The organism is Sphingomonas turrisvirgatae (genome assembly GCF_001721295.1).
GTDB lineage: Bacteria > Pseudomonadota > Alphaproteobacteria > Sphingomonadales > Sphingomonadaceae > Sphingomonas > Sphingomonas turrisvirgatae.
On sequence record NZ_MDDS01000086.1, the window covers coordinates 111,942 to 131,786 of the forward strand.

16 protein-coding genes are annotated in these 19,845 nt (G+C 67.1%); 9 read left to right on the forward strand and 7 right to left on the reverse strand.

What is annotated here, in order from left to right:
• Window positions 1-7 precede the first annotated feature (7 nt).
• Genes lepB through BFL28_RS19775 form a run of 4 tightly spaced genes read left to right on the forward strand, consistent with a single transcriptional unit; the run spans window position 8 to window position 4,661 of the window.
• A complete protein-coding gene (gene lepB / locus BFL28_RS19760; RefSeq protein ID WP_069322232.1) occupies window positions 8-886 on the forward strand; it encodes a signal peptidase I in 879 nt (292 codons plus the stop codon).
• 3 nt (window positions 887-889) lie between these two features.
• Window positions 890-1,999, forward strand: a complete 1,110-nt coding sequence (locus BFL28_RS19765; protein WP_069322233.1) for an AI-2E family transporter — start codon at window positions 890-892, stop codon at window positions 1,997-1,999.
• On the forward strand, window positions 1,996-2,631 hold the full coding sequence (gene maiA, locus BFL28_RS19770; protein ID WP_069322234.1) for a maleylacetoacetate isomerase: 636 nt from the start codon (window positions 1,996-1,998) through the stop codon (window positions 2,629-2,631). Before BFL28_RS19765 ends, maiA begins: the two co-directional genes overlap by 4 nt.
• Window positions 2,628-4,661, forward strand: a complete 2,034-nt coding sequence (locus BFL28_RS19775; RefSeq protein WP_069322235.1) for a TonB-dependent receptor — start codon at window positions 2,628-2,630, stop codon at window positions 4,659-4,661. Before maiA ends, BFL28_RS19775 begins: the two co-directional genes overlap by 4 nt.
• Here BFL28_RS19775 and BFL28_RS19780 read toward each other — a convergent pair.
• Complete coding sequence (locus BFL28_RS19780; protein ID WP_069322236.1) at window positions 4,646-5,737, reverse strand: glycosyltransferase; 1,092 nt, start codon at window positions 5,735-5,737, stop codon at window positions 4,646-4,648. The genes BFL28_RS19775 and BFL28_RS19780 overlap by 16 nt on opposite strands.
• 188 nt (window positions 5,738-5,925) lie before the next feature.
• Between BFL28_RS19780 and BFL28_RS19785 the strand changes: the two genes are divergently transcribed.
• Genes BFL28_RS19785 through BFL28_RS19795 form a run of 3 tightly spaced genes read left to right on the forward strand, consistent with a single transcriptional unit; the run spans window position 5,926 to window position 8,573 of the window.
• The gene (locus BFL28_RS19785; RefSeq protein ID WP_069322237.1) at window positions 5,926-6,855 is read left to right on the forward strand and encodes a hypothetical protein; all 930 of its coding nucleotides are present in this window, start codon (window positions 5,926-5,928) and stop codon (window positions 6,853-6,855) included.
• Window positions 6,852-7,379: a DUF2141 domain-containing protein gene (locus BFL28_RS19790; protein ID WP_338152269.1), complete on the forward strand. Its 528-nt coding sequence runs from the start codon at window positions 6,852-6,854 to the stop codon at window positions 7,377-7,379. The genes BFL28_RS19785 and BFL28_RS19790 overlap by 4 nt, the downstream gene beginning before the upstream one ends.
• Window positions 7,380-7,388: 9 nt before the next feature.
• Entirely contained in the window at window positions 7,389-8,573 is a 1,185-nt protein-coding gene (locus BFL28_RS19795) for a glycosyltransferase (protein ID WP_069322238.1), read from the forward strand.
• Here BFL28_RS19795 and BFL28_RS19800 read toward each other — a convergent pair.
• The 3 genes from BFL28_RS19800 to pepN form a co-directional block, all read right to left on the reverse strand.
• The gene (locus tag BFL28_RS19800) at window positions 8,519-9,979 is read right to left on the reverse strand and encodes a hypothetical protein (protein ID WP_069322285.1); all 1,461 of its coding nucleotides are present in this window, start codon (window positions 9,977-9,979) and stop codon (window positions 8,519-8,521) included. The two genes, BFL28_RS19795 and BFL28_RS19800, sit on opposite strands and share 55 nt — an antisense overlap.
• A gap of 64 nt (window positions 9,980-10,043) precedes the next feature.
• On the reverse strand, window positions 10,044-11,705 hold the full coding sequence (locus tag BFL28_RS19805) for a dipeptidyl-peptidase 3 family protein (protein ID WP_069322239.1): 1,662 nt from the start codon (window positions 11,703-11,705) through the stop codon (window positions 10,044-10,046).
• A 66-nt stretch (window positions 11,706-11,771) separates the two neighbouring features.
• The gene (gene pepN, locus BFL28_RS19810) at window positions 11,772-14,372 is read right to left on the reverse strand and encodes an aminopeptidase N (protein ID WP_069322240.1); all 2,601 of its coding nucleotides are present in this window, start codon (window positions 14,370-14,372) and stop codon (window positions 11,772-11,774) included.
• A gap of 113 nt (window positions 14,373-14,485) precedes the next feature.
• On the opposite strand from pepN, the gene BFL28_RS19815 reads away from it, so the two are divergent.
• Together BFL28_RS19815 and BFL28_RS19820 are read left to right on the forward strand one after the other, a co-directional pair.
• The gene (locus BFL28_RS19815; RefSeq protein WP_069322241.1) at window positions 14,486-16,180 is read left to right on the forward strand and encodes a M28 family metallopeptidase; all 1,695 of its coding nucleotides are present in this window, start codon (window positions 14,486-14,488) and stop codon (window positions 16,178-16,180) included.
• Between the two features lie 75 nt (window positions 16,181-16,255).
• A complete protein-coding gene (locus tag BFL28_RS19820; protein ID WP_069322242.1) occupies window positions 16,256-17,083 on the forward strand; it encodes a Rossmann-fold NAD(P)-binding domain-containing protein in 828 nt (275 codons plus the stop codon).
• Here BFL28_RS19820 and BFL28_RS19825 read toward each other — a convergent pair.
• The 3 genes from BFL28_RS19825 to BFL28_RS19835 all read right to left on the reverse strand — a co-directional run bounded on the left by BFL28_RS19825 (window position 16,993) and on the right by BFL28_RS19835 (window position 19,821).
• A complete protein-coding gene (locus tag BFL28_RS19825) occupies window positions 16,993-17,910 on the reverse strand; it encodes a DMT family transporter (RefSeq protein WP_069322243.1) in 918 nt (305 codons plus the stop codon). The genes BFL28_RS19820 and BFL28_RS19825 overlap by 91 nt on opposite strands.
• On the reverse strand, window positions 17,907-18,908 hold the full coding sequence (locus BFL28_RS19830) for a threonine aldolase family protein (RefSeq protein ID WP_069322244.1): 1,002 nt from the start codon (window positions 18,906-18,908) through the stop codon (window positions 17,907-17,909). Before BFL28_RS19830 ends, BFL28_RS19825 begins: the two co-directional genes overlap by 4 nt.
• A gap of 61 nt (window positions 18,909-18,969) precedes the next feature.
• Window positions 18,970-19,821 carry an SDR family oxidoreductase gene (locus tag BFL28_RS19835; RefSeq protein ID WP_069322245.1) on the reverse strand — a complete coding sequence of 284 codons (852 nt, stop codon included), beginning with the start codon at window positions 19,819-19,821 and terminating at the stop codon, window positions 18,970-18,972.
• Window positions 19,822-19,845 lie beyond the last annotated feature (24 nt).

Here is a 19,845-nt window from a genome sequence, read left to right on the forward strand (position 1 = left end):
CGTGCGGATGGCCGGGGACGCGGCGTTGAAGATCAAGGACGGGAAGGTCGAGCACGACGAACCCGAGGCCGAGTCCGGCACCGACTGGTGGGGCGAGGTCAAGGGCATCTTGTGGCTGATCCTGGCGGTGCTCGGCTTTCACAGCCTGATCGCCAAGCCCTTTTACATCCCGTCCGAATCGATGATGCCGAGCCTGCTGGTCGGCGACCGGCTGGTGGTGACGAAATATCCCTATGGCTATTCCTATGTCACGCCGACCTTCCACATCCTGCCGTTCATGAAGGGGCGGCTGCTGGGCCGCGTGCCCGAGCGCGGCGACATCGTGATCGTGACGCCGACCGATGCGCGCAGCGACTATATCAAGCGAGTCATCGGCCTGCCCGGTGACGTGGTCGAGATGCATGGCGGCATCCTGTACCTGAACGGGCGGCAGGTACAGCGCGAGCGGCTGGGGCTGCGCGCGCTGAAGGTCGACGAAAATCTGCAATGCGATCCGGCGCACTATCCCGGCGCGCTGGGCCGCGACGCGAGCGGGGCGCCGGTGTGCAATGTGCCCATCGTGCGCGAGACGCTGCCGAACGGCAAAAGCTATGACACGATCGACATGCTGCCAGCCTCGCCCGGCGACAATTTCGCGCCGGTGCGGATCCCCGCCGGCCATTTGTGGCTGATGGGCGACAACCGGGACAATAGCGCCGACAGCCGCTTCACGCTGGCCGAGGAAGGGTTGGGCGGAGCGGTGCCGATCGAGAATATCGGGGGGCGCGCTGAGTTCATCACTTTCAGCCTGGACGGCAGCGAAAGCTGGAACCCGTTGAGCTGGGTGGGATCGCTGCGCTCGGGCCGGGCGGGCGAATCGCTGCGCCCTGACTCAGGCGGCAACTGAGCGGTGGCGGCCGACGAGATCAAGGTCACGCGCGAACCCGGGCCGAACGAGCTGCGCGACCCGGTGGTCCGCGCCGAACTGACCCGGGCGAGCGTGTGGTTCGCGCTGGCGGCGGGGGTCGCGGTCGTCGTGCTGCTCATTCAACCCTTGCTGCTGATCTTCGCCGCGCTGGTCGTCGCCGCGATGCTCGACGGGGGCACGCGCCTCATTCGCAAGGTCGTGCCGATCCCGCGCGGCATCGCATTGCTGATCGTCGTGTGCCTCGTCATCGGGTTCATCGGCAGTGTGCTCTACCTGACCGGCGTCGAGATCGCGGCGCAGGCCGAGCAGTTGCGCCAGACCCTCGAAATCCAGGCGGCGCGGTTGAGCGCATGGCTGGCGGAAGTCGGGCTGATGCCGGCCAAGTCGGACTTGAAGGGGCTGGCGCAGCAGGCGCTGGGCACGGTCGGACGGCTGACCTCGTTCATCGGCGGCGCGGTCGGCGCGATCGCGAGCTTCATCCTGGTGCTGATCATCGGGCTGTTCGTGGCGATGGACCCGCGGCTGTACGAGCGCGGGCTGCAATGGATGGTGCCGTTGGGGTCGCGTGAGCAATTCGCCGTCACGCTGGCGCGGATGGCGCGGACGTTGCGCGTGCTGATGGCGGGTCGGCTGCTCGGCATGCTGGTCGAAGGGGTCCTGACCTGGATCCTCCTGTCGATCGCCGGCGTTCCGATGGCGCTGCTGCTCGGGATCATCACCGGCATGCTCGCCTTCATCCCCAATGTCGGCGCGTTCATCTCCGGCGTGCTCATGGTTTCGGTCGGCTTCAGTGCGGGGCAGAGCGAGGGGCTGTGGGCGATCGCGATCTATTTCGGAGTGCAGAATTTCGACGGCTATGTCCTGCTGCCGATCATTGCCAAGCGCACCGTCGACATGCCGCCGGCGCTGACCGTATCGTCGCAGGTGCTGGCGAGCACGCTGTTCGGCTTTCTGGGCCTGGCGCTTGCCGATCCGATCGTGGCGATGATCAAGGTGGCGCTGGAGCGGCGCTCCGAACAGGCAGTTGAGGCCGGCGTGACCGCCGAAGAGGCGGACGGGCTGGTGATGCAGAGCGAGGGTGAGCCGGCATGATCCTGTACGACTATTTCCGATCGTCCGCGGCGTATCGCGTACGCATCGCGCTTAACCTCAAGGGCGTGACCTATCAGGCAGTCGAGGTGCATCTGGTCGAGGGTGCGCAGCGCTCGCCCGAGCATCTGGCGCGCAACCCGCAGGGCTTCGTGCCCGCGCTGGCGCTGGACGATGGAACGATCCTGACGCAGAGCCTGGCGATCATCGAATGGCTCGACGCCACCTATCCCGAGCCGCGGCTGATCCCGGCCGAGCCGCTGGCCCGCGCGCGGGCGATGGCGCAGGCGCTGACGATCGCGGCCGACATCCATCCGCTCAACAACCTGCGCGTGCTGAAACGGCTGAAACAATCGGGCATCGCGGACGACGCGCGGGATGACTGGTACCGGCATTGGGTGGCCGAGGGATTTGCCGCGCTGGAGCAGATGGCCGGCGCCGATGCTGCCAATGGGCCTTATCTCGGCGGCGACACGCCGGGCATCGCCGACGTGCTGCTGGTGCCGCAGATGTACAATGCGCGGCGCTTCGACCTGCCGCTCGACGCCTATCCCCGGCTGGTCGCGGCAGACGCGGCTGCGCGCGCGCTCGAACCCTTTGCGGCGGCGAGTCCGGAGCGAGTGAAGCCGCAATGAGGGCGCTGACAGCGATGTTGCTGCTGCCGTCCGCAGCGACGGCACAGGAAATCGTGGTCACCGGCCGCGGGCTCGACTCGCCACCGGGTGAGGCAGCCTATGCCGTCACGGAAATCGATCGCGCGGCGCTGACGCAAACGGCCAGCGGGCGGTTCGAGGACGTGCTGCGCGACGCGGCCGGCGCGGCGCAATTCCGGCGCGCCGATTCGCGATCGGCGCATCCCACCGCGCAGGGCATCACGCTGCGCGGCCTTGGCGGCAACGCGTCGAGCCGGGCGCTGCTGCTTCTCGACGGGGTGCCGCAAGCCGATCCGTTCGGCGGCTGGGTCGCCTTTCCCGCCTATCTCCCCGAGCGACTGGCCGGCGTGCGGATCACGCGCGGCGGGGGCAGCGGATATCAGGGGCCAGGCGCGCTCGCCGGCACGATCGAGCTGACCAGTGCCGGACCCGACATGCTCGGCCCGCTCGACCTGGCTGCCTTTTATGGAAGCCGCGAGTCGATCGATCTGGTTGGTACGAGCGGCCTGCGACTGGGCGGGGGGGCACTGAGCATCGCTGGGCAATATGCGCGTGGTGACGGATTCGTGCCGATCGTGGCGGAGGACCGTGGCCCGGCGGACCGCGCGGCACCTTATGAGCAAGCCTCGCTCGCCCTTCGCGCGGTCGTGCCGGTCGGCCTCGCGTTGGAATTGCAGGCGGGGCTCAGCGGTTTTACCGATGCGCGGGATCGCGGGACTGCCTTCACCGATGTGCGCAGCCAGGGCGCGGACGCGAACCTGCGGCTGGTTGGGCGCGGACCGTGGAACTGGTCGCTGCTCGGCTATCTTCAGCATCGCGATTTCTCAAGCGGCTTTGCCAGCCTGAATGCCGGGCGCGTCGCCGCCAGCGCGACGCTGGACCAGCATGTGCCGGCGACCGGCGCTGGCGCGCGGCTGGAGCTGTCCCCGCCGATCGGCGGCGGCGCCACCTTGCGCTTCGGAGGCGACGTGCGCGCCACGTCGGGCCGCACGCAGGAGCTTTATACCTTCGTCGCGGGCGCAGCGACTCGCCGCCGCGTGGCTGGGGGCGAGACGCTGACAGCCGGTGCCTTTGCAGACCTGAGCGTCGAGCGTGGCGCGTTGACCATCAACCTGGGCGGCCGCGCGGACCATTGGTCGCTGGCCAGTGGCGCGCTGTTCGAAGCGCCGCTCGCCGGGGGTGCCGCGCTGACCGATACGCGTTTTGCCGACCGCAGCGGCTGGGCCGGTACCGGGCGCGCCGGCGCCGCACTCGCGCTGTCGCCGGCGCTGTCGCTGCGCACGGCCGCCTATCTTGGCTGGCGGTTGCCGACGCTCAACGAGCTATACCGGCCGTTCCGCGCGGGCACCGATGCGACCGCGGCCAATCCGCTGCTCGATCCCGAGCGATCGCGCGGAATCGAAGCCGGCGTCGACGTGACTGCCGGTGGCGGCTTCAGCCTGCGCGCGACCGGCTATTGGAACCGGATCGGCGGCGCGATCGGCAATGTGACGCTGGGCACCGGGCCCGGCAATTTCCCCGGTATCGGCTTCGTTGCGGCAGGCGGGGCGTATCGTCAGCGGCTGAACCTCGACGCGATCGTCGCAAAGGGTGCGGAAGTCGATCTGCGCTGGCAGGCCGGCCCATGGCGGGCGAGCGCATCCTGGGCCTATACCGACGCCCGCGTGACGGCGAGCGGCCCGGCGCGGGCATTGGACGGCCTGCGTCCGGCACAGACCGCGCGGCACCAGGGGTCGGCGACGCTTGGTTGGCAGGATGACGGCCTGTCGCTGGCGGTGACCGGCCGCTACGTCGGGCCGCAGTTCGAGGATGACCAGAATGCCCGCGCGCTCGCCCGGGCGTTCACGCTCGACGCGCGCGCGATGGTGCCTGTCACACATTCGCTGGCGCTTGAGCTTCGCGGCGAGAATTTGGGCGATGCACGAGTCGAGACCGCGATCAGCGGCGGCGACATCGTCGAACGCGCGGCGCCGCGTACGTTGTGGCTGGGGGTGCGCTACCGCCTGCGCTGAGCGGCCAGCTCGTCGAACAGCGCGAGATAGGCCGCGATCGGGTCTGGCCCCGTCTCCACACGCGGCTCCGGGCGCGGTCGTCCCGGGGCGAGCCAATGGTTGAGCGCGCCGACCAGCCGTGCACGGTCGCCCACGGGCACGATCGTGCCGATGGCGGGCGAGTCGATCAGTTCGGGGATCGCGCTGCTAGAATCGGTGGCGACGACGGGCGTGCCGAGCGCGATCGCTTCGCGCAGCACGCCCGGCACGCCCTCGAACTCGCTGGTCAACACTACCGCGCTGGCTCGCGCGATGGCGGGAAGCGGATCGGGCGCATGGCCGGGCATCGACACGCGATCGTGCAAGCCGGTCCGGTCGATCAGCCGCGCCAGTGCGTCGCGTTCCTCCCCCTCCCCAAGCAGCAGCAATGTGACGCCGCGGTCGTGCAGGCGGGGCAACGCTTCAATGAGCCGATCCCAGCGTTTCTGCGGCGCCAGCCGGCCGACGCCCAGGATGAAGCGGCCCGGTGGCATCGGCGGCGGCGCTGCGCCCGGGATCGGCAGCGCGGGTGGATTCGCAATGACACGGATCTGGTCCGGACGCAGCGCCATCGCGTCGGCCGCCTCCCGCGCCATCGCCGGCGTCATCGCCACGACAGCATCCAGGAAGCGGCGGTGGCCGCGCAGCCACAGCCGATAACCCGCGCCAGCGCCACGCGGCAGATCGGGACGGACAAGCGCGTTCGACACCTTGCCCACGATAGGCGGGCAGTCGCTGTCCAGACGCGCGCGCAACCAGCAGGCCGCGGCGGTATAGTGATTGCCTGGGCAAAACACGACGTCCGGGGCCAGCGCACGGACCAGCGCGGGCAGCCCCAACAGCGCGCGATATCGTGGATCCCCCAGTTCGTGCAGCGCGACGCCCGGCGGCAGCTCATGGGCAAGCGCGCCGCTGGCCTTGCCGATCACCAACGTCACGCGTCGGCTCGCAGCCGCCCAGCCGGCCGCCATACGCAGCAGCGCGCGTTCCACGCCGCCGCCGTTCAGCGTCTGCGCAAAGCTTAGAATATGGTCGGCTGGTCGATTTCGTTGCGGCATCGTTGCGACAAAGGCTTGTAGGTTGCCATGCTAAAGCCCAAATCGTCGCGCTTAGGAACCGCAATGTGCCGGTATGTGCCGCGACTTCGGGACGAATGTCGGATTTGATGCGTTGACGGGATTGCGGGGGCGCTTCCGGGAAGGGCGTCGGATTGGCCTATGTTGATTTACCGGGAGCGTCCGCTTCGATGACAACCACCGTCGCTCAGCCGGCCGCGCCGATACCGGACGCGGCCGAATTGTCGGGTCTCGAACCGATCCAGTCTATCAAGCGCCGCTGGCCGGCACTGCTCGGCGCGCTGCTGTCGCTGCTGATGGTAATCGGCCTGGGTCACGAGCTGTTCGACAAGGGACTGGCCGGCCTCACCCAGACCGCCCCAGTCAGCCCGCTTTTCTACCTCTTCTTTGCCGCGATGTATCTGCTGCCGCCAACGATGGACTATGTCATCTTCCGGCGGCTGTGGGGCATTCCGGCGACCGGCATGGTGGCGCTGCATCGCAAGCGGATCGCGAATGATGTCGTGCTCGGCTATTCGGGTGAGGCCTATTTCTATGCCTGGGCACGGCAGCGCACGACGATGGTCGCCGCTCCGTTCGGCGCGGTGAAGGACGTGACGATCCTGTCGGCAATGGCCGGCAATGCGATCACGTTGGCGCTGCTCGCCCTCGCGCTGCCGCTCGCCAGCGAATTGCTGACACCCGGGCAGTTCAAGACTGGCCTGACCGCCGCGGCAATCATCGTGGCGATGTCGCTGCCGTTCCTGCTGTTTTCGCGGCGCGTCTTTTCGTTGCAGCGGCGCGAATTGTGGTGGGTGTTCGCGATGCACGCGCTGCGCCTGGTCGGCGGCACGCTCTTCATCGCGCTGGCATGGCATTTTGCGATGCCGGCGGTGACGCTTGGCATGTGGATCCTGCTGGCGGCGGCGCGCATGCTGGTCTCTCGCCTGCCGTTCGTGCCGGCTAAGGACGTGCTGTTCGCCAATTTCGCGATCCTGCTGATCGGACAGGGCCAGGCACTGTCCGAGTTGCTGGCGTTCGTCGCCGCGCTTACGCTGTTGGGGCACGTGCTGCTGATCGCGGGCTTTGCCTTGCTGGGGCTGGTCAAGAAGGACCTGTGACGCGCCGCGGCGCCTGGATCGGCATGCCGTTGGTCGTGCTGGTCGCGACGCCTGCAGCGGCGCAGCCCGTGCTGGGCAAGGATGCCGAGGCTTGCGCCCGGGGTGAGCCGTCGATCCGCGTGACCGCCACCGGGCTGCGCGATCGTACCGGGCGGATGAAGCTCGAGCTGTTTCCAGCCAGTGCCGAGGACTTCCTAAAAGACGACACGCTGCTGAAGCGCGAAGGCAAGTTGTTCCGCCGAGTTTGGGCGCGCACCCCCCGCGAAGGGCCGGTTTCGATCTGCATCCGCGTTCCGGCGCGCGGCCGCTATGCAATCCTGGTCACGCACGATCGCGACGGCCGCAACAAGTTCAACTTCTTCCAGGACGGCGCGGGCTTCCCCACCAATCGCCGGATCGGGCGCAGCTGGCCGCTGCTGTCGGACGGCGAGGTCAATGTCGGCGGCGGCGTGACGATGGTGACGCTCCGCATGCAGTATCTGCGCGGCGTCAGCGGCTTTGCGCCCCTGGATACGCTGAACTAGAGTCCTTCGATGCGCATCGTCGACGTCAACGAATATTATTCGCCCACCGGCGGGGGCGTGCGGACCTATCTCGACCGCAAGATGCGCATCATGGCCGAGCTTGGCCATGAGCTGATCGTGATCGCGCCGTTCGACGAGGATCGGATCGAGGATCGCCCGGATGGCGGGCGGATCCATTGGGTCAAGTCGCCGCCGCTGATCTTCGACCGCAATTATTGGCTGTTCCGGCACGACGCGCCGATCGCCGCATTGCTGGACCAGTTGCAACCCGATGTTATCGAGACGAGTTCGTTCTGGCGTTCCGCCTGGGTCATCGGACGCTGGCGGGGAGACGCGCTCAAGGTCTTCTTTGCGCATAACGACAATATCGGCGGCAATCTGTCGCGGCTGCTGCATGTCAGCCCGCAGCGTGCCGAGGCGCTGTTCGCGTGGTTCACGCGCTATACCGACCGGTGTCTGACGATGTTCGACGCATTCGTCACCAACGGGCCCGCGCTCGCCAAACGCTATGCGCGGCGGGGCACGAAGGTGACGGCGGCGGCGCCGCTCGGCATCGACCGCAGCCGGTTTTCGCCCGAGCTGCGCGACGAGAAGCTGCGTGAGGCGATGCTGGCCCAGCTGGACCTGCCGCCGCATGCCCATCTGCTGATCGGGCTGGGGCGGCATCATGCCGAAAAGCGCTGGCCGGTGGTGATCGATGCGGTGGAGCAGGCGGGCGCGGACATTCCGGTCGGGCTGATGCTGCTGGGCGATGGCATGCAGCGCTCGCAGCTCGAACGGCAAATTGCGGGCAACCAGCATATCCGGCTGTTCCGCCCGGTCTATGACCGCGAGCGGTTCAGCCGCATCCTGGCCAGCGCCGACGCGCTGATCCACGGATCGGATCAGGAGCCGTTCGGGCTGGTCGCATCCGAAGCGCTGGCGTCTGGGTTGCCGCTGATCGTACCGGACGATGGCGGCTGCGCGGAAGTGGCCGATCCGCTGTTCGCCGAGACCTATCGCGGCGGCGACGCGCGCGACTGCGCCGAGGCGATCCGGCGGCTGTTCGCGCGCGACCAGCCGCTCCTGCGCGCGGCCGCCCGGCGCGCAGCGGGTCAGGTGCTGTCCGATCGCGACCATGCGATCGCCCTGGTCGAGCTCTATTCGCGGCTGATCGTGGCGCGCGACGAGGCGCGGGCTCGCCAGAGCGCATAGCGGTCCCGGCCCAGCGGCATGTCGCCTGCCATCACGTAATCGCGCGAGAGTGCGGCGACCATCTGCGCGCGGATGGCCGGGATTTCGCCCCGATAGGGTCCGCGTACCACGACCCATTGCGGGCGACGGTGGAGGATGCGCTGGAGTTCGGCCGCTGCGTCGGCGCCGACCGCCCCCGCCTCGCGATCACGGCTGAGATGGCTGGGGAAGATCCAGCGCGTGACCGCGCAGCGGCCGGTCATCGCATAGAGCATCGTCGTGCCCGAATAGACGTGCAGGCAGCCGGCACCGGGTCCGATCGCGCGCGCGATAGCGGCGACTTGCGCCGGGGTGCCGCGCTCGAGCCGCTTGACCAGCAACGTGACTTGCCCGCCGATGAAGACGAGGGTCAGGACGATGGCGGCGAAGCGACGATGCGTCCCCAGCACGCCGGCGGCGCAGGCGGCGAGCGGGGGGATCAGGGGCAGGCCGTAATGGTTGAACCATGCGCCAAAGATCGCCACGCCGAACAAGGATGCCGCAGCCCAGGCGAACAGGAAATTGGCCATGGCTCGCTGCGTAGCCGCATCGCTGCGGCGACGACGCGCGCGCATCGCCATGGCCGCCAGCGGCGAGAGGATCAGCACCAGGATCGCGAGGTTGCCAAGTTGGCTGGGCAGGGGGTCCGACTGACGATCGAGGATCGAGCGGAAATTGGCGTAGAGCCATGTCTCACCCTCTCCCATGCCGGCATAGATCGCCCAGGCGAGCAGCGTCGGCGCGAGAGCGATGCCGGCGAGCGGCACCGCTAATAGTGCGAGGCGCGGGAGACGCGCACCGTCGCGCCACTCGCGCCACAGCAGCCAGAGGCCGAAAAACGCCCCTTCGAACACCGCCGAATATTTGATCTGCAACGTGATGCCGACCAGCGCCATCGCCGCGCAGCCCTGTGCCAGCCGGCGGGCGGCGGAGGTCTCAACGCTGCGCGGGGCGACCAGCGTGGCGGCGGCGATCATCAGCAGATTGTAGAAGACCGGCGCCTGTCCGCCCTGTCCGTCGAGCAGGTTCGGCCACAGGATGACGGCGATCCCCGCCGCCGTCGCACCCGTTTCCCAGCCGGCGCGAGTCGCCAGGCGCACGGTCAACAGCGCGGTGGCGAAAAGGCAGATGAGCGCCAGCGCCTGATACACCCAGATACCTGCCGGGTAGCCGAGCGATGCCGCCGGCGCGTAGAGCAGGAACAGCCCGATCGGCTTGCGGTCCCATATATCGACATAGGGTATTGCGCCCTGCGTCATCATGCGCGCGGCGGTGAAGTAAAACTCCTCATCCACATGCAGGATCGGATTGCCGAACGTGATCGCCCGCGCCGCGAAGGCGACGAGGAGGAGGATCAGCCAGCGGGGGACGTTGATCGAGCGGGTCACCCTCACCCTTCCAGCGGGAGAGGGGAGAGCAGCATAAGGGCGATCGTTATTCCGGCGGGAAAGCTCACACCTTGGCTGGGTAGACCGGGCGGATGTCGACCGGAATGGCCGTCATCGACGCGATGACGCCGCGGGCATTGTCGTCCAGCACCGCCCATTTGGCCATGAATGCCTTCACACCCGCATAATCGCCATTGTGCTGAAGCACGATCATCTCGCGCAGCAGGTCGCGCAGGCCGGCCTCGAATTTCCCGTTGTCGATGCGGTAGCGGCCGGCCGTGGCATCCCAGGCGAACGCGCCCTTGGCCTTGAGATAGCCATATTGCATCGCCGCACCCTGGCCGTGTGCCTCGGCGATGCCGAACCGCATCGCGCGGAAGGTCCCGGCGAGATAGGTAGCGAACAACTGCGGCTTTTCGGCTGCGGGCAGCTCGCCCTTCTGCATCATGAACAGGATGTTCCATGCGCCCATGACGTCGGCCTTGGCCTCTTCCAGCGCCGAAGCCTGATCCTTCAGCGCTTCGCTGACCGTCGTCTTCTGTCCATTCAGTGTGATGGTGCCCGGCCCCAGGCTGTGCGACAGTTCGTGGAACAGCGTTTCGAGCTGCATGTACTTCTTGGCGACCTGGCTGGCCTGGTCGGGCACCAGCACCAGCGGTGCCATGGGCGCGAGGATGCGGTCGTATTTCGCGCCCAGGACGTTGGACAGGATAACCTTCTTCGCGCCCTTCGCTTCGCGCACACGTTCGTCGTTCGGCAGGTTGAAGGCGACGGTCTGGATGCCGGGCACATTGTCGCCGCCGCCGCGGATCTGCTCGGCAACCGCGATCGGCGAGGCAAAGCCGCGTTGGAAGTTCTTGAGCGTCTCGTCGACCGGCAGGTTCGCTTCCATGTCGCGCAGATAGCGTTTGTACTTGTCGAGCGCGGCCGACTCCTTCGGGTCCTTCAGCGTCACGAAGCTTTCGAACGCGGTCTTCTGGCCGTGCAGCTTGTCGGTATAGACTTCGTACGGCCCGATCGCGACTTCGATCGGCGTGTCCTTCAAGTCCATCCAGGCAAGTTCGGACACGAAATAATCGTCGGTCAGGAACGCCTTGGCGCGCAGCGACAGGAATTTCTTCAGGCTGGGATTGGTGGTGATCGCGGCGGCCTGGTTGAGCAGGTCGGCGGCCTTGGTGAGTTCGGGCTTGTAGGCGACCGAATAGGGGATCGCCTTGAGCTTCGCGCCATCGCGCACGACGATCGTATAGGGGCTGGTCAGCGCGGTCTTCTCAGCCGGGTTCTTGGCGAGATAGTCGTCGAACGCCTCACGCGTGAGGTCCGCGGGATAGAAGCCGGCGCCTTCCGGCATCGTGCCGCTGCCCCAGAAGGCTTGCTCTTCGGCGAGCGGATCCCATGGCCCGAAATAACGGTCGTACATCTCGAGCTTGAGCGCATCGCCTTCCGCGGCGATCCTGGCGCGGGTTTGCTGCCAATTCGCGTCGCGCTGCTTGCGATAGATGTCCGACATGACGTCGGACGCCTGGATCAGCAGGTTGACGACGCGGCGCTCCTCGTCGGTGAGGAAGCTCGTGTCCGGCTTCATGTCGATCGTCGCGATCTTCGCCTTTTGCGCGGCGAGGTCATAGGTCTCGGCGGCCGGCGCGACCGTGTTGTTGCCGGCTTCGGGCGCGCCGTTGCATGCGGCAGTTGCGAGAAGTAGCGCGATGAGGACGGACTTGCGCATCTAAGGACTCCGGGATCGTTGACGCGAATCTAGACCCGGTTGTCCCGCCTGTCACCCGTCGCGCGTTTAGCCCTCCAGGCTCTTGCTCACCTGTTCGGTCATATCCTTGCTGAGGCCAGGCGTGGCGAGGATGCGTTCGAGCTCCGAACGCATCCGGGCAGCGCGCGCGGCGTCGAAGCGCTTCCAGCGGCCGAGCGGGGGAACGAGCTTCGCGGCGGTCTGCGGGTTCAACTGGTCGAGCGCGATCAGCTGATCGGCGACGAAGCGGTAGCCGCGCCCTTCGCCCGAATGGAAAGCACGCTGATTGACCGCGAACGCGCCGACCAGCGCGCGGGCGCGGTTGGGATTGGCAAGGGTGAAGTCGGGATGGCTGGCCAGCGCCTCGACCGCCGCCGCGGTGTCGTCGCGAGTCGCGAGCGCCTGGGTCTGGAACCATTTGTCCAGCACCAGCGCATTGTCGGCGTAACGGTTGTAGAAGATGTCGAGCGCGGCGTGGCGCTTGTCGGATTCGCTGTTGACCAGCGCGGTCAGGCCGCCCTGACGATCGGTCATGTTGTCGGCTGCGTCGAATTGCGCGAACGCCAGGTCCGCGCCGTCCGCCGCGCCGCTGGCGATGACATAGCCGAGCGAGACGGACTTCAACCGCCGCGCGCCCTTGCCCGCCGGCGAATATTCGAACCGATTGGCGCGCGCCGCCTCATACGCCTCGCGCCATTGCGGCTCGAGCGCCTTGCCGAGGTCGCGGCGCAGCGCCTCGCGCTTCTGGAAGATCGCCTCCGGATCGACGACGGGCAGCTGGTCGCCGATGAAGCTGTCGGACGGCAGCAGCACGGCTTCTGCGACGAATGCCCGGTCCAGCGCCGGGTCGGCGAGCGTGTTGGCGACCGCCTCGATCACCGACGCGTGATCGGCGCGGCCATGGGTGACGGCCGCGACGAGCGTGTCGAGCATCAGCTGCTGCATCGCTTCGTACCGCGCGAAGGGATCATCGTCGTGCGCGGAGAGGAAGGCGAGGTCGGCGACGCTGCGGTTGGTATCGACGATGACCGGGGCGGAGAAGCCGCGGTTGATCGACAGTACCGGGCGCTCGGTCACGCCATCGAATGTCAGCTGCGCGTCGCCATCAGACAGCAGCACGAGCTGCTCCTCGGCGATCGGCTGCGCGGTTTCGGCACCGAACAGCTTGATCCTGAGCGGCAGCACCATCGGCGCCTTGTTCGGCTGACCGGGCGTCGGCGGGACCGATTGGCGAAGGTCGAGACGCGCGCGGCCGCTGCCAGCCTCGTGCTCGAGGCTGGCGGTGACGCGCGGCGTGCCGGCCTGCGAGTACCAGAGGCGGAATTGCGTGAGATCGACGCCGCTCGCTTCCTCCATGCATGCAACGAAGTCTTCGCAGGTCGCCGCCGTGCCGTCGAAGCGATCGAAATAGCGGTCGGTGCCGGCGCGGAACTTCTGCGGCCCCAAAATCGTCGCCATCATGCGGATGACTTCGGCACCCTTGTTGTAGATCGTCGCGGTGTAGAAGTTGCTGATCTCGACATATTCGTCCGGGCGTACCGGATGCGCGAGCGGGCCGGCATCCTCCGGGAACTGCGCCGCGCGAAGCCCGCGGACATCCTCGATCCGCTTGACCGCCGCGCTACCCTGATCGGCTGAGAAGCCCTGATCGCGGTAGACGGTGAAACCTTCCTTGAGGCTGAGCTGGAACCAGTCGCGGCAGGTGACGCGATTGCCCGACCAGTTGTGGAAATACTCGTGCGCGACAACGGCGGCGACCGCGTCGTAATCATAGTCGGTGGCGGTATCGGGATCGGCGAGGATGTAGCGGCTGTTGAAGATGTTCAGCCCCTTGTTCTCCATCGCGCCGAAATTGAAATCGTCCACGGCGACGATGTTGAACACGTCGAGATCATATTCACGGCCATAGACCTGCTCGTCCCACGCCATGCTGAGCTTCAGCGCATGGAGCGCATGATCGGTCTTTGGCAGGTCCTTCTCACGTACCCAGATGCCGAGCGTGACCTGACGTCCCGACATGGTGGTAAAGGTGGCGGTATTGGCCGCGAGATCGCCGGCGACGAGCGCGAACAGATAGGATGGCTTGGGGAACGGGTCGTGCCACTCGGCCCAGTGTCTGCCATCGGCCGCATCCCCGCTGGCGATCGGGTCGCCATTCGCGAGCAGGACCGGGAAGCGCGCCTTGTCGGCGGTCATGCGCACGCGATATTTGCTGAGCACGTCGGGCCGGTCGGGGAAGAAGGTGATCCGGCGGAAGCCCTCCGCCTCGCATTGCGTGCAGAGGTTCCCCCCCGAAGCGTAGAGGCCCATCAGCTGGGTATTGGCGGCGGGCGCGATCTCGACCCGCGTTTCGATTTCGTGCGCGTCACCGGGCACCGCGATCACCAGCGTGCCGCCCTCCATCGTATAGGGCGTGTCGATGCCGTCGACCTTCACCGACAGCGGGGTGAGGCCGTCACCATCGAGCCGCAGCGGCGCATCGTGTGCCCCGTTGCGCGTGACGATCAGCGTCGCGCGAACTTGCGTCGCGGCGGGATCGAGGTCGAAGTCGAGCGCGATGTCGGACACCAGCCAGTCGGGCGCGCGATAATCGGCGCGACGGATGACCCCTGACGGTTTTGGCGGGCTGGCGGCGAGAGCGTCGATCATGCGGGAACCTATAAAGAGGTGCGCGTCGTCAGCGCCACGAAATTACGCGTTGCGGTGTATCGTTCGCGCGCTACACCTCGTCGCATCCAAACCAAACTCCGGAAGCCATGCGAATGTTTCGTCCTGTATTGACGCTTGCCCTGCTGTCCCTGTCCACCGCGCTGACGGCGCAGGAGGCCGCGCCGCCGGCCGCCCAGCCCGCGGCTTCGGCACCGAGCGCGGCCGAAACCAACGCGCGGCTGAACGCGGCGCTGCCGGCCGATCAGGCGGCGATGAAGGCGCATGTCATGTTCCTGGCATCGGACGCAATGCGGGGCCGTGAGGCGGGCAGCAACGAATATGAGATCGCGGCGCAATATGTCGCGGCGCAATTCTATGCTGCCGGGCTGAAGCCCGCGGGGATCGACGGATCCTATCTCCAGCCGGTGCCGCTGCTGAGCTCGCGGCCGGTCGACAAGGGCACGATGACGCTGACCCGTGGTAGCGGCGCGCCGGTGACGCTCACCTTTGGCGAGGACTATTTGCCGACGCCGAACCCGGAACAGGCGGTAACGACGATCGACGCGCCGGTGGTGTTTGCCGGCTATGGCATCGTCGCGCCGCAGTACAAGCGCGACGACTACAAGGGCGTCGATGTGCGCGGCAAGGTCGTCGCGATCTTCAGCGGCGCACCCGGCGGCTTCGACGGCGAGGAGCGCGCGCATTTCGGCGGTAATGCCAATAAGGCGGCGATCGCGGCGAAGAAGGGCGCGGCAGCGGTGCTGATCTTGGAATCGCCCACCTCGGCCAAGGTGCGGCCGTTCGCGCGACTGGGCGACAGCTGGCAGGAATGGCGCATGACCTGGGCCGATGCGCAGGGGCGCGGCTACCTGCCGTCCAAAGGCACGCCGATCCTCGGCACGATCAGCCTGAAGGGCAGTGAGCGGCTGTTCGCGGGGGACAGGGGTTGGGCTGGCGCGCTACGCGATGCCGAGGCCGGCAAGGCGGTGATCAAGCCGTTTGCCAGCGGCGCGCGGCTCGCCGTATCGCTCAAGACCGAGACGAAGGTCGTCACGAGCTCGAACGTCGCGGGCATGATCCCGGGCAGCGATCCCAAGCTGAAGGACGAGGTCGTCGTGCTGACCGCGCATCTCGACCATGTCGGCGTCGGCAAGGCCGACAAGAACGGCGACACCATCTACAATGGCGCGATGGACAATGCGATGGGCATCGCCTCGCTGATTGAGGAGGCCAAGCGTTTCCAGGCATCGGGCAAGCCGCCGCGCCGCTCGGTCATGTTCCTGGCGGTAACGGCCGAGGAAAAGGGGCTGATCGGCGCCGACTATTTCGCGAACAACCCGACGGTGCCGAAGGACAAGATCGTCGCCAACGTCAATCTCGACATGCCGGTCATCACCTATAAGTTCGAGGACATGATCGCATTCGGCGCGGCGCGATCGACATTGGGCGAGATCGTCGCGCGCGCCACGGCAAGTGTTGGCGTGGGCGTGGGCACCGATCCGATGCCGGAACAGGGCTTCTTCGTCCGCTCGGACCATTATCGCTTCGTTCAGCAGGGAGTGCCGTCGGTGTTCCTGTGGCCCGGCATGTCGGGCGCGGGCGGCGCGGCGTTCAACCGTTTCCTGGCCGAACGCTATCACCGTCCGTCGGACGAGGTCACCAATCCCGACATCCTGTGGGATCAAGGGGTGCGCTTCATTGCGGCAAACTATGCCATCGCGCGCGAAATCGCCGATGCCGATGCGCGACCGGCGTGGAAGAAGGGCGACTTCTTCGGGACGCTGTACGGCGGCTATGGCGCGAAGTGACGGGGTGATCGTCTGCCCCGCCCCATTCGTCACCCCGGCCTCACGCCGGGGTGACGGCCCGGGTGGGGAATAGCAATGCGTCTGTTGATCTTCGGCCTTGGCTACACGGCTTCGCATGTTGCCGCCGCCTTGCCGAACGCGCGCATCGCGGCGACGGGATCAAACGGCGATCTTTCGTTCCATGACGGCGAGCGCGTGCGGTTCGAGATCGCGAACGCCACGCATATCCTGTCGTCGGTACCACCCGACGACCAGACCGACCCGGTGCTTGCGGCCTATGGCGAGGCGCTGAGCGAAAGCGGCGCATGGCTCGGCTATCTGTCATCGACCGGTGTCTATGGCGACAGCGCTGGGGCATGGGTCGACGAGCAGGCACCGATCGGGCAGGGACGGCGCGGCGCGCGTGCGGCGGCGGACCGCGCGTGGCTTGGCCTGGGCGCGCGGGTGTTCCGCCTGCCCGGCATCTACGGCCCCGGGCGCTCCCCGCTCGACCGGATTCGAGCGGGCGAAGCGCGGCGGATCGACGTGCCGGGCCAGGTGTTCAGCCGGATCCATGTGAGCGACATCGCGCGCGGGGTGATCGCGGCGCTCGATGCGCCGGCAGGGGCTTACAATCTGGCCGATGACGAACCTGCACCGCAAAGCGAGGTGGTCGCGTTCGGCTGCCGCTTGCTCGGGTTGCCCGTGCCGCCGCTGGTGCCGCTCGACCAGGCCGATCTCTCCCCGGCGTCGCTCGCCTTCTATTCGGAAAACCGGCGCGTCGCGAACGGCAAGGCGCAGCGCGTGATGGGCTGGCGGCCGCTTTATCCTGACTATCGGTTTGGCCTGCGCGCCCTCAATGCGATGACGAGGCCGATCCCGGCGAGCAGTGCGCCCGCCCCGGCGAGCAGCGACCAGCGATAGCCTTCGAACAGGGTCGAGAAGAACATGGCCAGCACGGGGATGAGCACACTGGAATAAGCCGCCTTGGCCGGGCCGATCGCGCGGATGACGCCGAAATAGAGCGAGAATGCCAGCGCCGAGGCGAAGATGCCGAGATAAGCGACGCCGGCGAGATAGCCGAGCCGCCATTCGATCACCGGCGGGCCCACCGTGGCAAAGGCGAACAGAGCGTCCGCCGCCGCGCCGATCAGCATCGCCCAGCCGATCGTCGCGGTCATCGGGAACGCCTTGGCGGTCTGGCTTGCCTGCATGACGTTGGCGCAGGATGCGGACATCACCCCGACCAGCGTCAGCCCGATGCCGAGCAGCACTTCGTCGGTCGCCGATGGATCGCGGCGGATTTCGTGGACGAACAGCAGCGCGATGCCGGCCACCGCGATGACCGAGCCGAGGATCAGCTGACGCCCCAGCCGCTGGCCAAGAAAGATGCGGCCGAGGATCGAGTTGGGCACGAGCAGCAGCGCGAACACGACCGCGACAAGCCCTGAGGTGACATGCGCCTCGGCCCGGTAGACGAAGTTGAAGTTGAGCACGAACTGGAACAGGCCGAGTGCCGCGGCAAAGGCGAGGCCGCGCGGCGGAAGCCAGAATGTCTCGCGCTTGATCGCCGCCCAAGCGGCCATGGTGATGCCGGCAAGGAGGAAGCGGTAGGTGACCGACCAGGTGGGAGGGACGACGCCGAGCTGATCGGCGATGACGATCCAGGTCGAACCCCAGATCAGCGTGACGATGCCGAACGGGATCAGGACCGCAAGCTTCGTCGAATTGGGCTTGGCAGCGTCGCTCACAGGGCGCGGATCGCGTCGGCGAGCGGCCCGATCGCTTCGGGTCCCTGGTCCCAGGCGACCATCAATCGCGCCTCGCCCGGCCCCCAATCGTAGAAATCGAAGCCGGCCGCGCGCAGCGTTGCTGCCTCGCCGGGCGACACGCGCAGGAAAACGCCGTTCGATTCGACCGGATGGACCAGCCGGTCGCCGGCCGCCTGTGCCAGCAGCGCGGCGCCGGCATTGGCCGCGCGCGCATTGCGCAGCCACAGATCGTCGTCGAGCATCGCAAGCAGCTGCGCGGCGAGGAAGCGACCCTTCGATTGCAGATGCCCCGCGCGCTTGCGGCGGATGCGCGTCGCCTCGCCCATTGCAGGATCGAAGAAGATCAGCGCCTCTGCGCCAAGGCCGCCATTCTTGATGAAGCCGAAGCTCAAAGCATCCACCCCGGCGCGCCAGGTCAGATCGGCCGGCGTGCAATCGAGATACGCGACCGCATTGGCGAAGCGTGCGCCGTCCATGTGCAGTTTGAGGCCGCGTTCGCGCGCGAGTGCGCCGATCGCCGCAACCTCCGCAGGCGTATAGGCCAAGCCGTATTCGGTGGCATTGGTGATCGAGACGGCGTGCGGCTGGACCCAGTGGACGCCAGGCCGGATCGGGTCGATGGTCGCACGGATCGCGTCCGGCGTCAGCTTTGCGCCAGATCCCTCGGCCAGCAACAGCTTGGCACCATGGGTGAAAAATTCGGGCGCACCGGCCTCATCGGCCTGGATATGTGCTTCGCGATGGCAGACGATGCCGCCATAGGGTGGGCAGAGTGCGGCGAGGGCAAGGCAGTTGGCCGCCGTTCCGGTGGGCACCCACAGCACCGCCACGTCGGTTTCGAACAGCTGTGAGAAGCGGGCATCGAGCCGCGCGCTCCAGCCATCGCCGTCATAGGCGGTGTCCTGAACATTGGCTTCGCCGATGGCAGCGATGACTTGCGGGCAGGCAGGCGCGGCGTTGTCGGAGAAGAAGCGCATGGCCGGCCCATGCGCTCCCGCCCGATACGCGTCAATCGACTGAAATCAATCGAAGCCGCGCCTAACCGTTCACGATCGTTCCGCCATTGGGATGCAGCACCTGACCGGACATGTAGCTTGAATCTTCGCACGCCAGGAACAGAAAGCTGGGCGCAACTTCATTGGGCTGGCCCGGACGGCCCATCGGGGTGTTTTCGCCGAAGCTTTCGAGCTTTTCGGGCGACGCGCCGCCACAGGGGTTGAGCGGCGTCCAGATCGGGCCGGGTGCGACCGCGTTCACGCGGATACCCTTGCCCACCAGATTCTCCGAGAGCGAGCGGGTGAAGGCGGTGATCGCGCCCTTCGTGCTCGAATAGTCGAGTAGTTCCTTCTCGCCCTGATACATCGTCACGCTGGTGCAGTTGATGATCGTGGACCCCTCGGACAGGTGCGGAAGCGCGGCCTGCACCAGATAGAACATGCCGAAGATGTTGGTCTGGAACGTGCGCTGCAGCTGGTCCTCGGTGATGTCGCGAATGTCCTTGTCGGGGTGCTGCTCGCCGGCATTGTTGACGAGGATATCAAGCCGGCCGAGCTCGTCGATGACCTGAGCGACCGCCCGCTCGCACATCTTCTTCGACCCCACGTCCGCCTTGATCGTGATCGCGCGGCGGCCCTCCGCTTCGACGATCGCCCTGGTATCGGCTGCGTCCTTGTCCTCGAGCAGATAGAGGATTGCGACGTCGGCGCCCTCGCGCGCATAAAGTGCGGCAACGGCGCGACCGATCCCGCTGTCGGCACCGGTAATCAGCGCGACCTTGCCGGCGAGGCGGCCTGAGCCCGGGTAGCGCGGCTGCCACTGCGGCGCGGGATCGAGCTTGTGCTCGTCGCCGGGCAGCGCATCTTCATGGATCATTTCGGCGGTCTCGGTCATGGCATGTCTCCGCTGCGTGGCTGG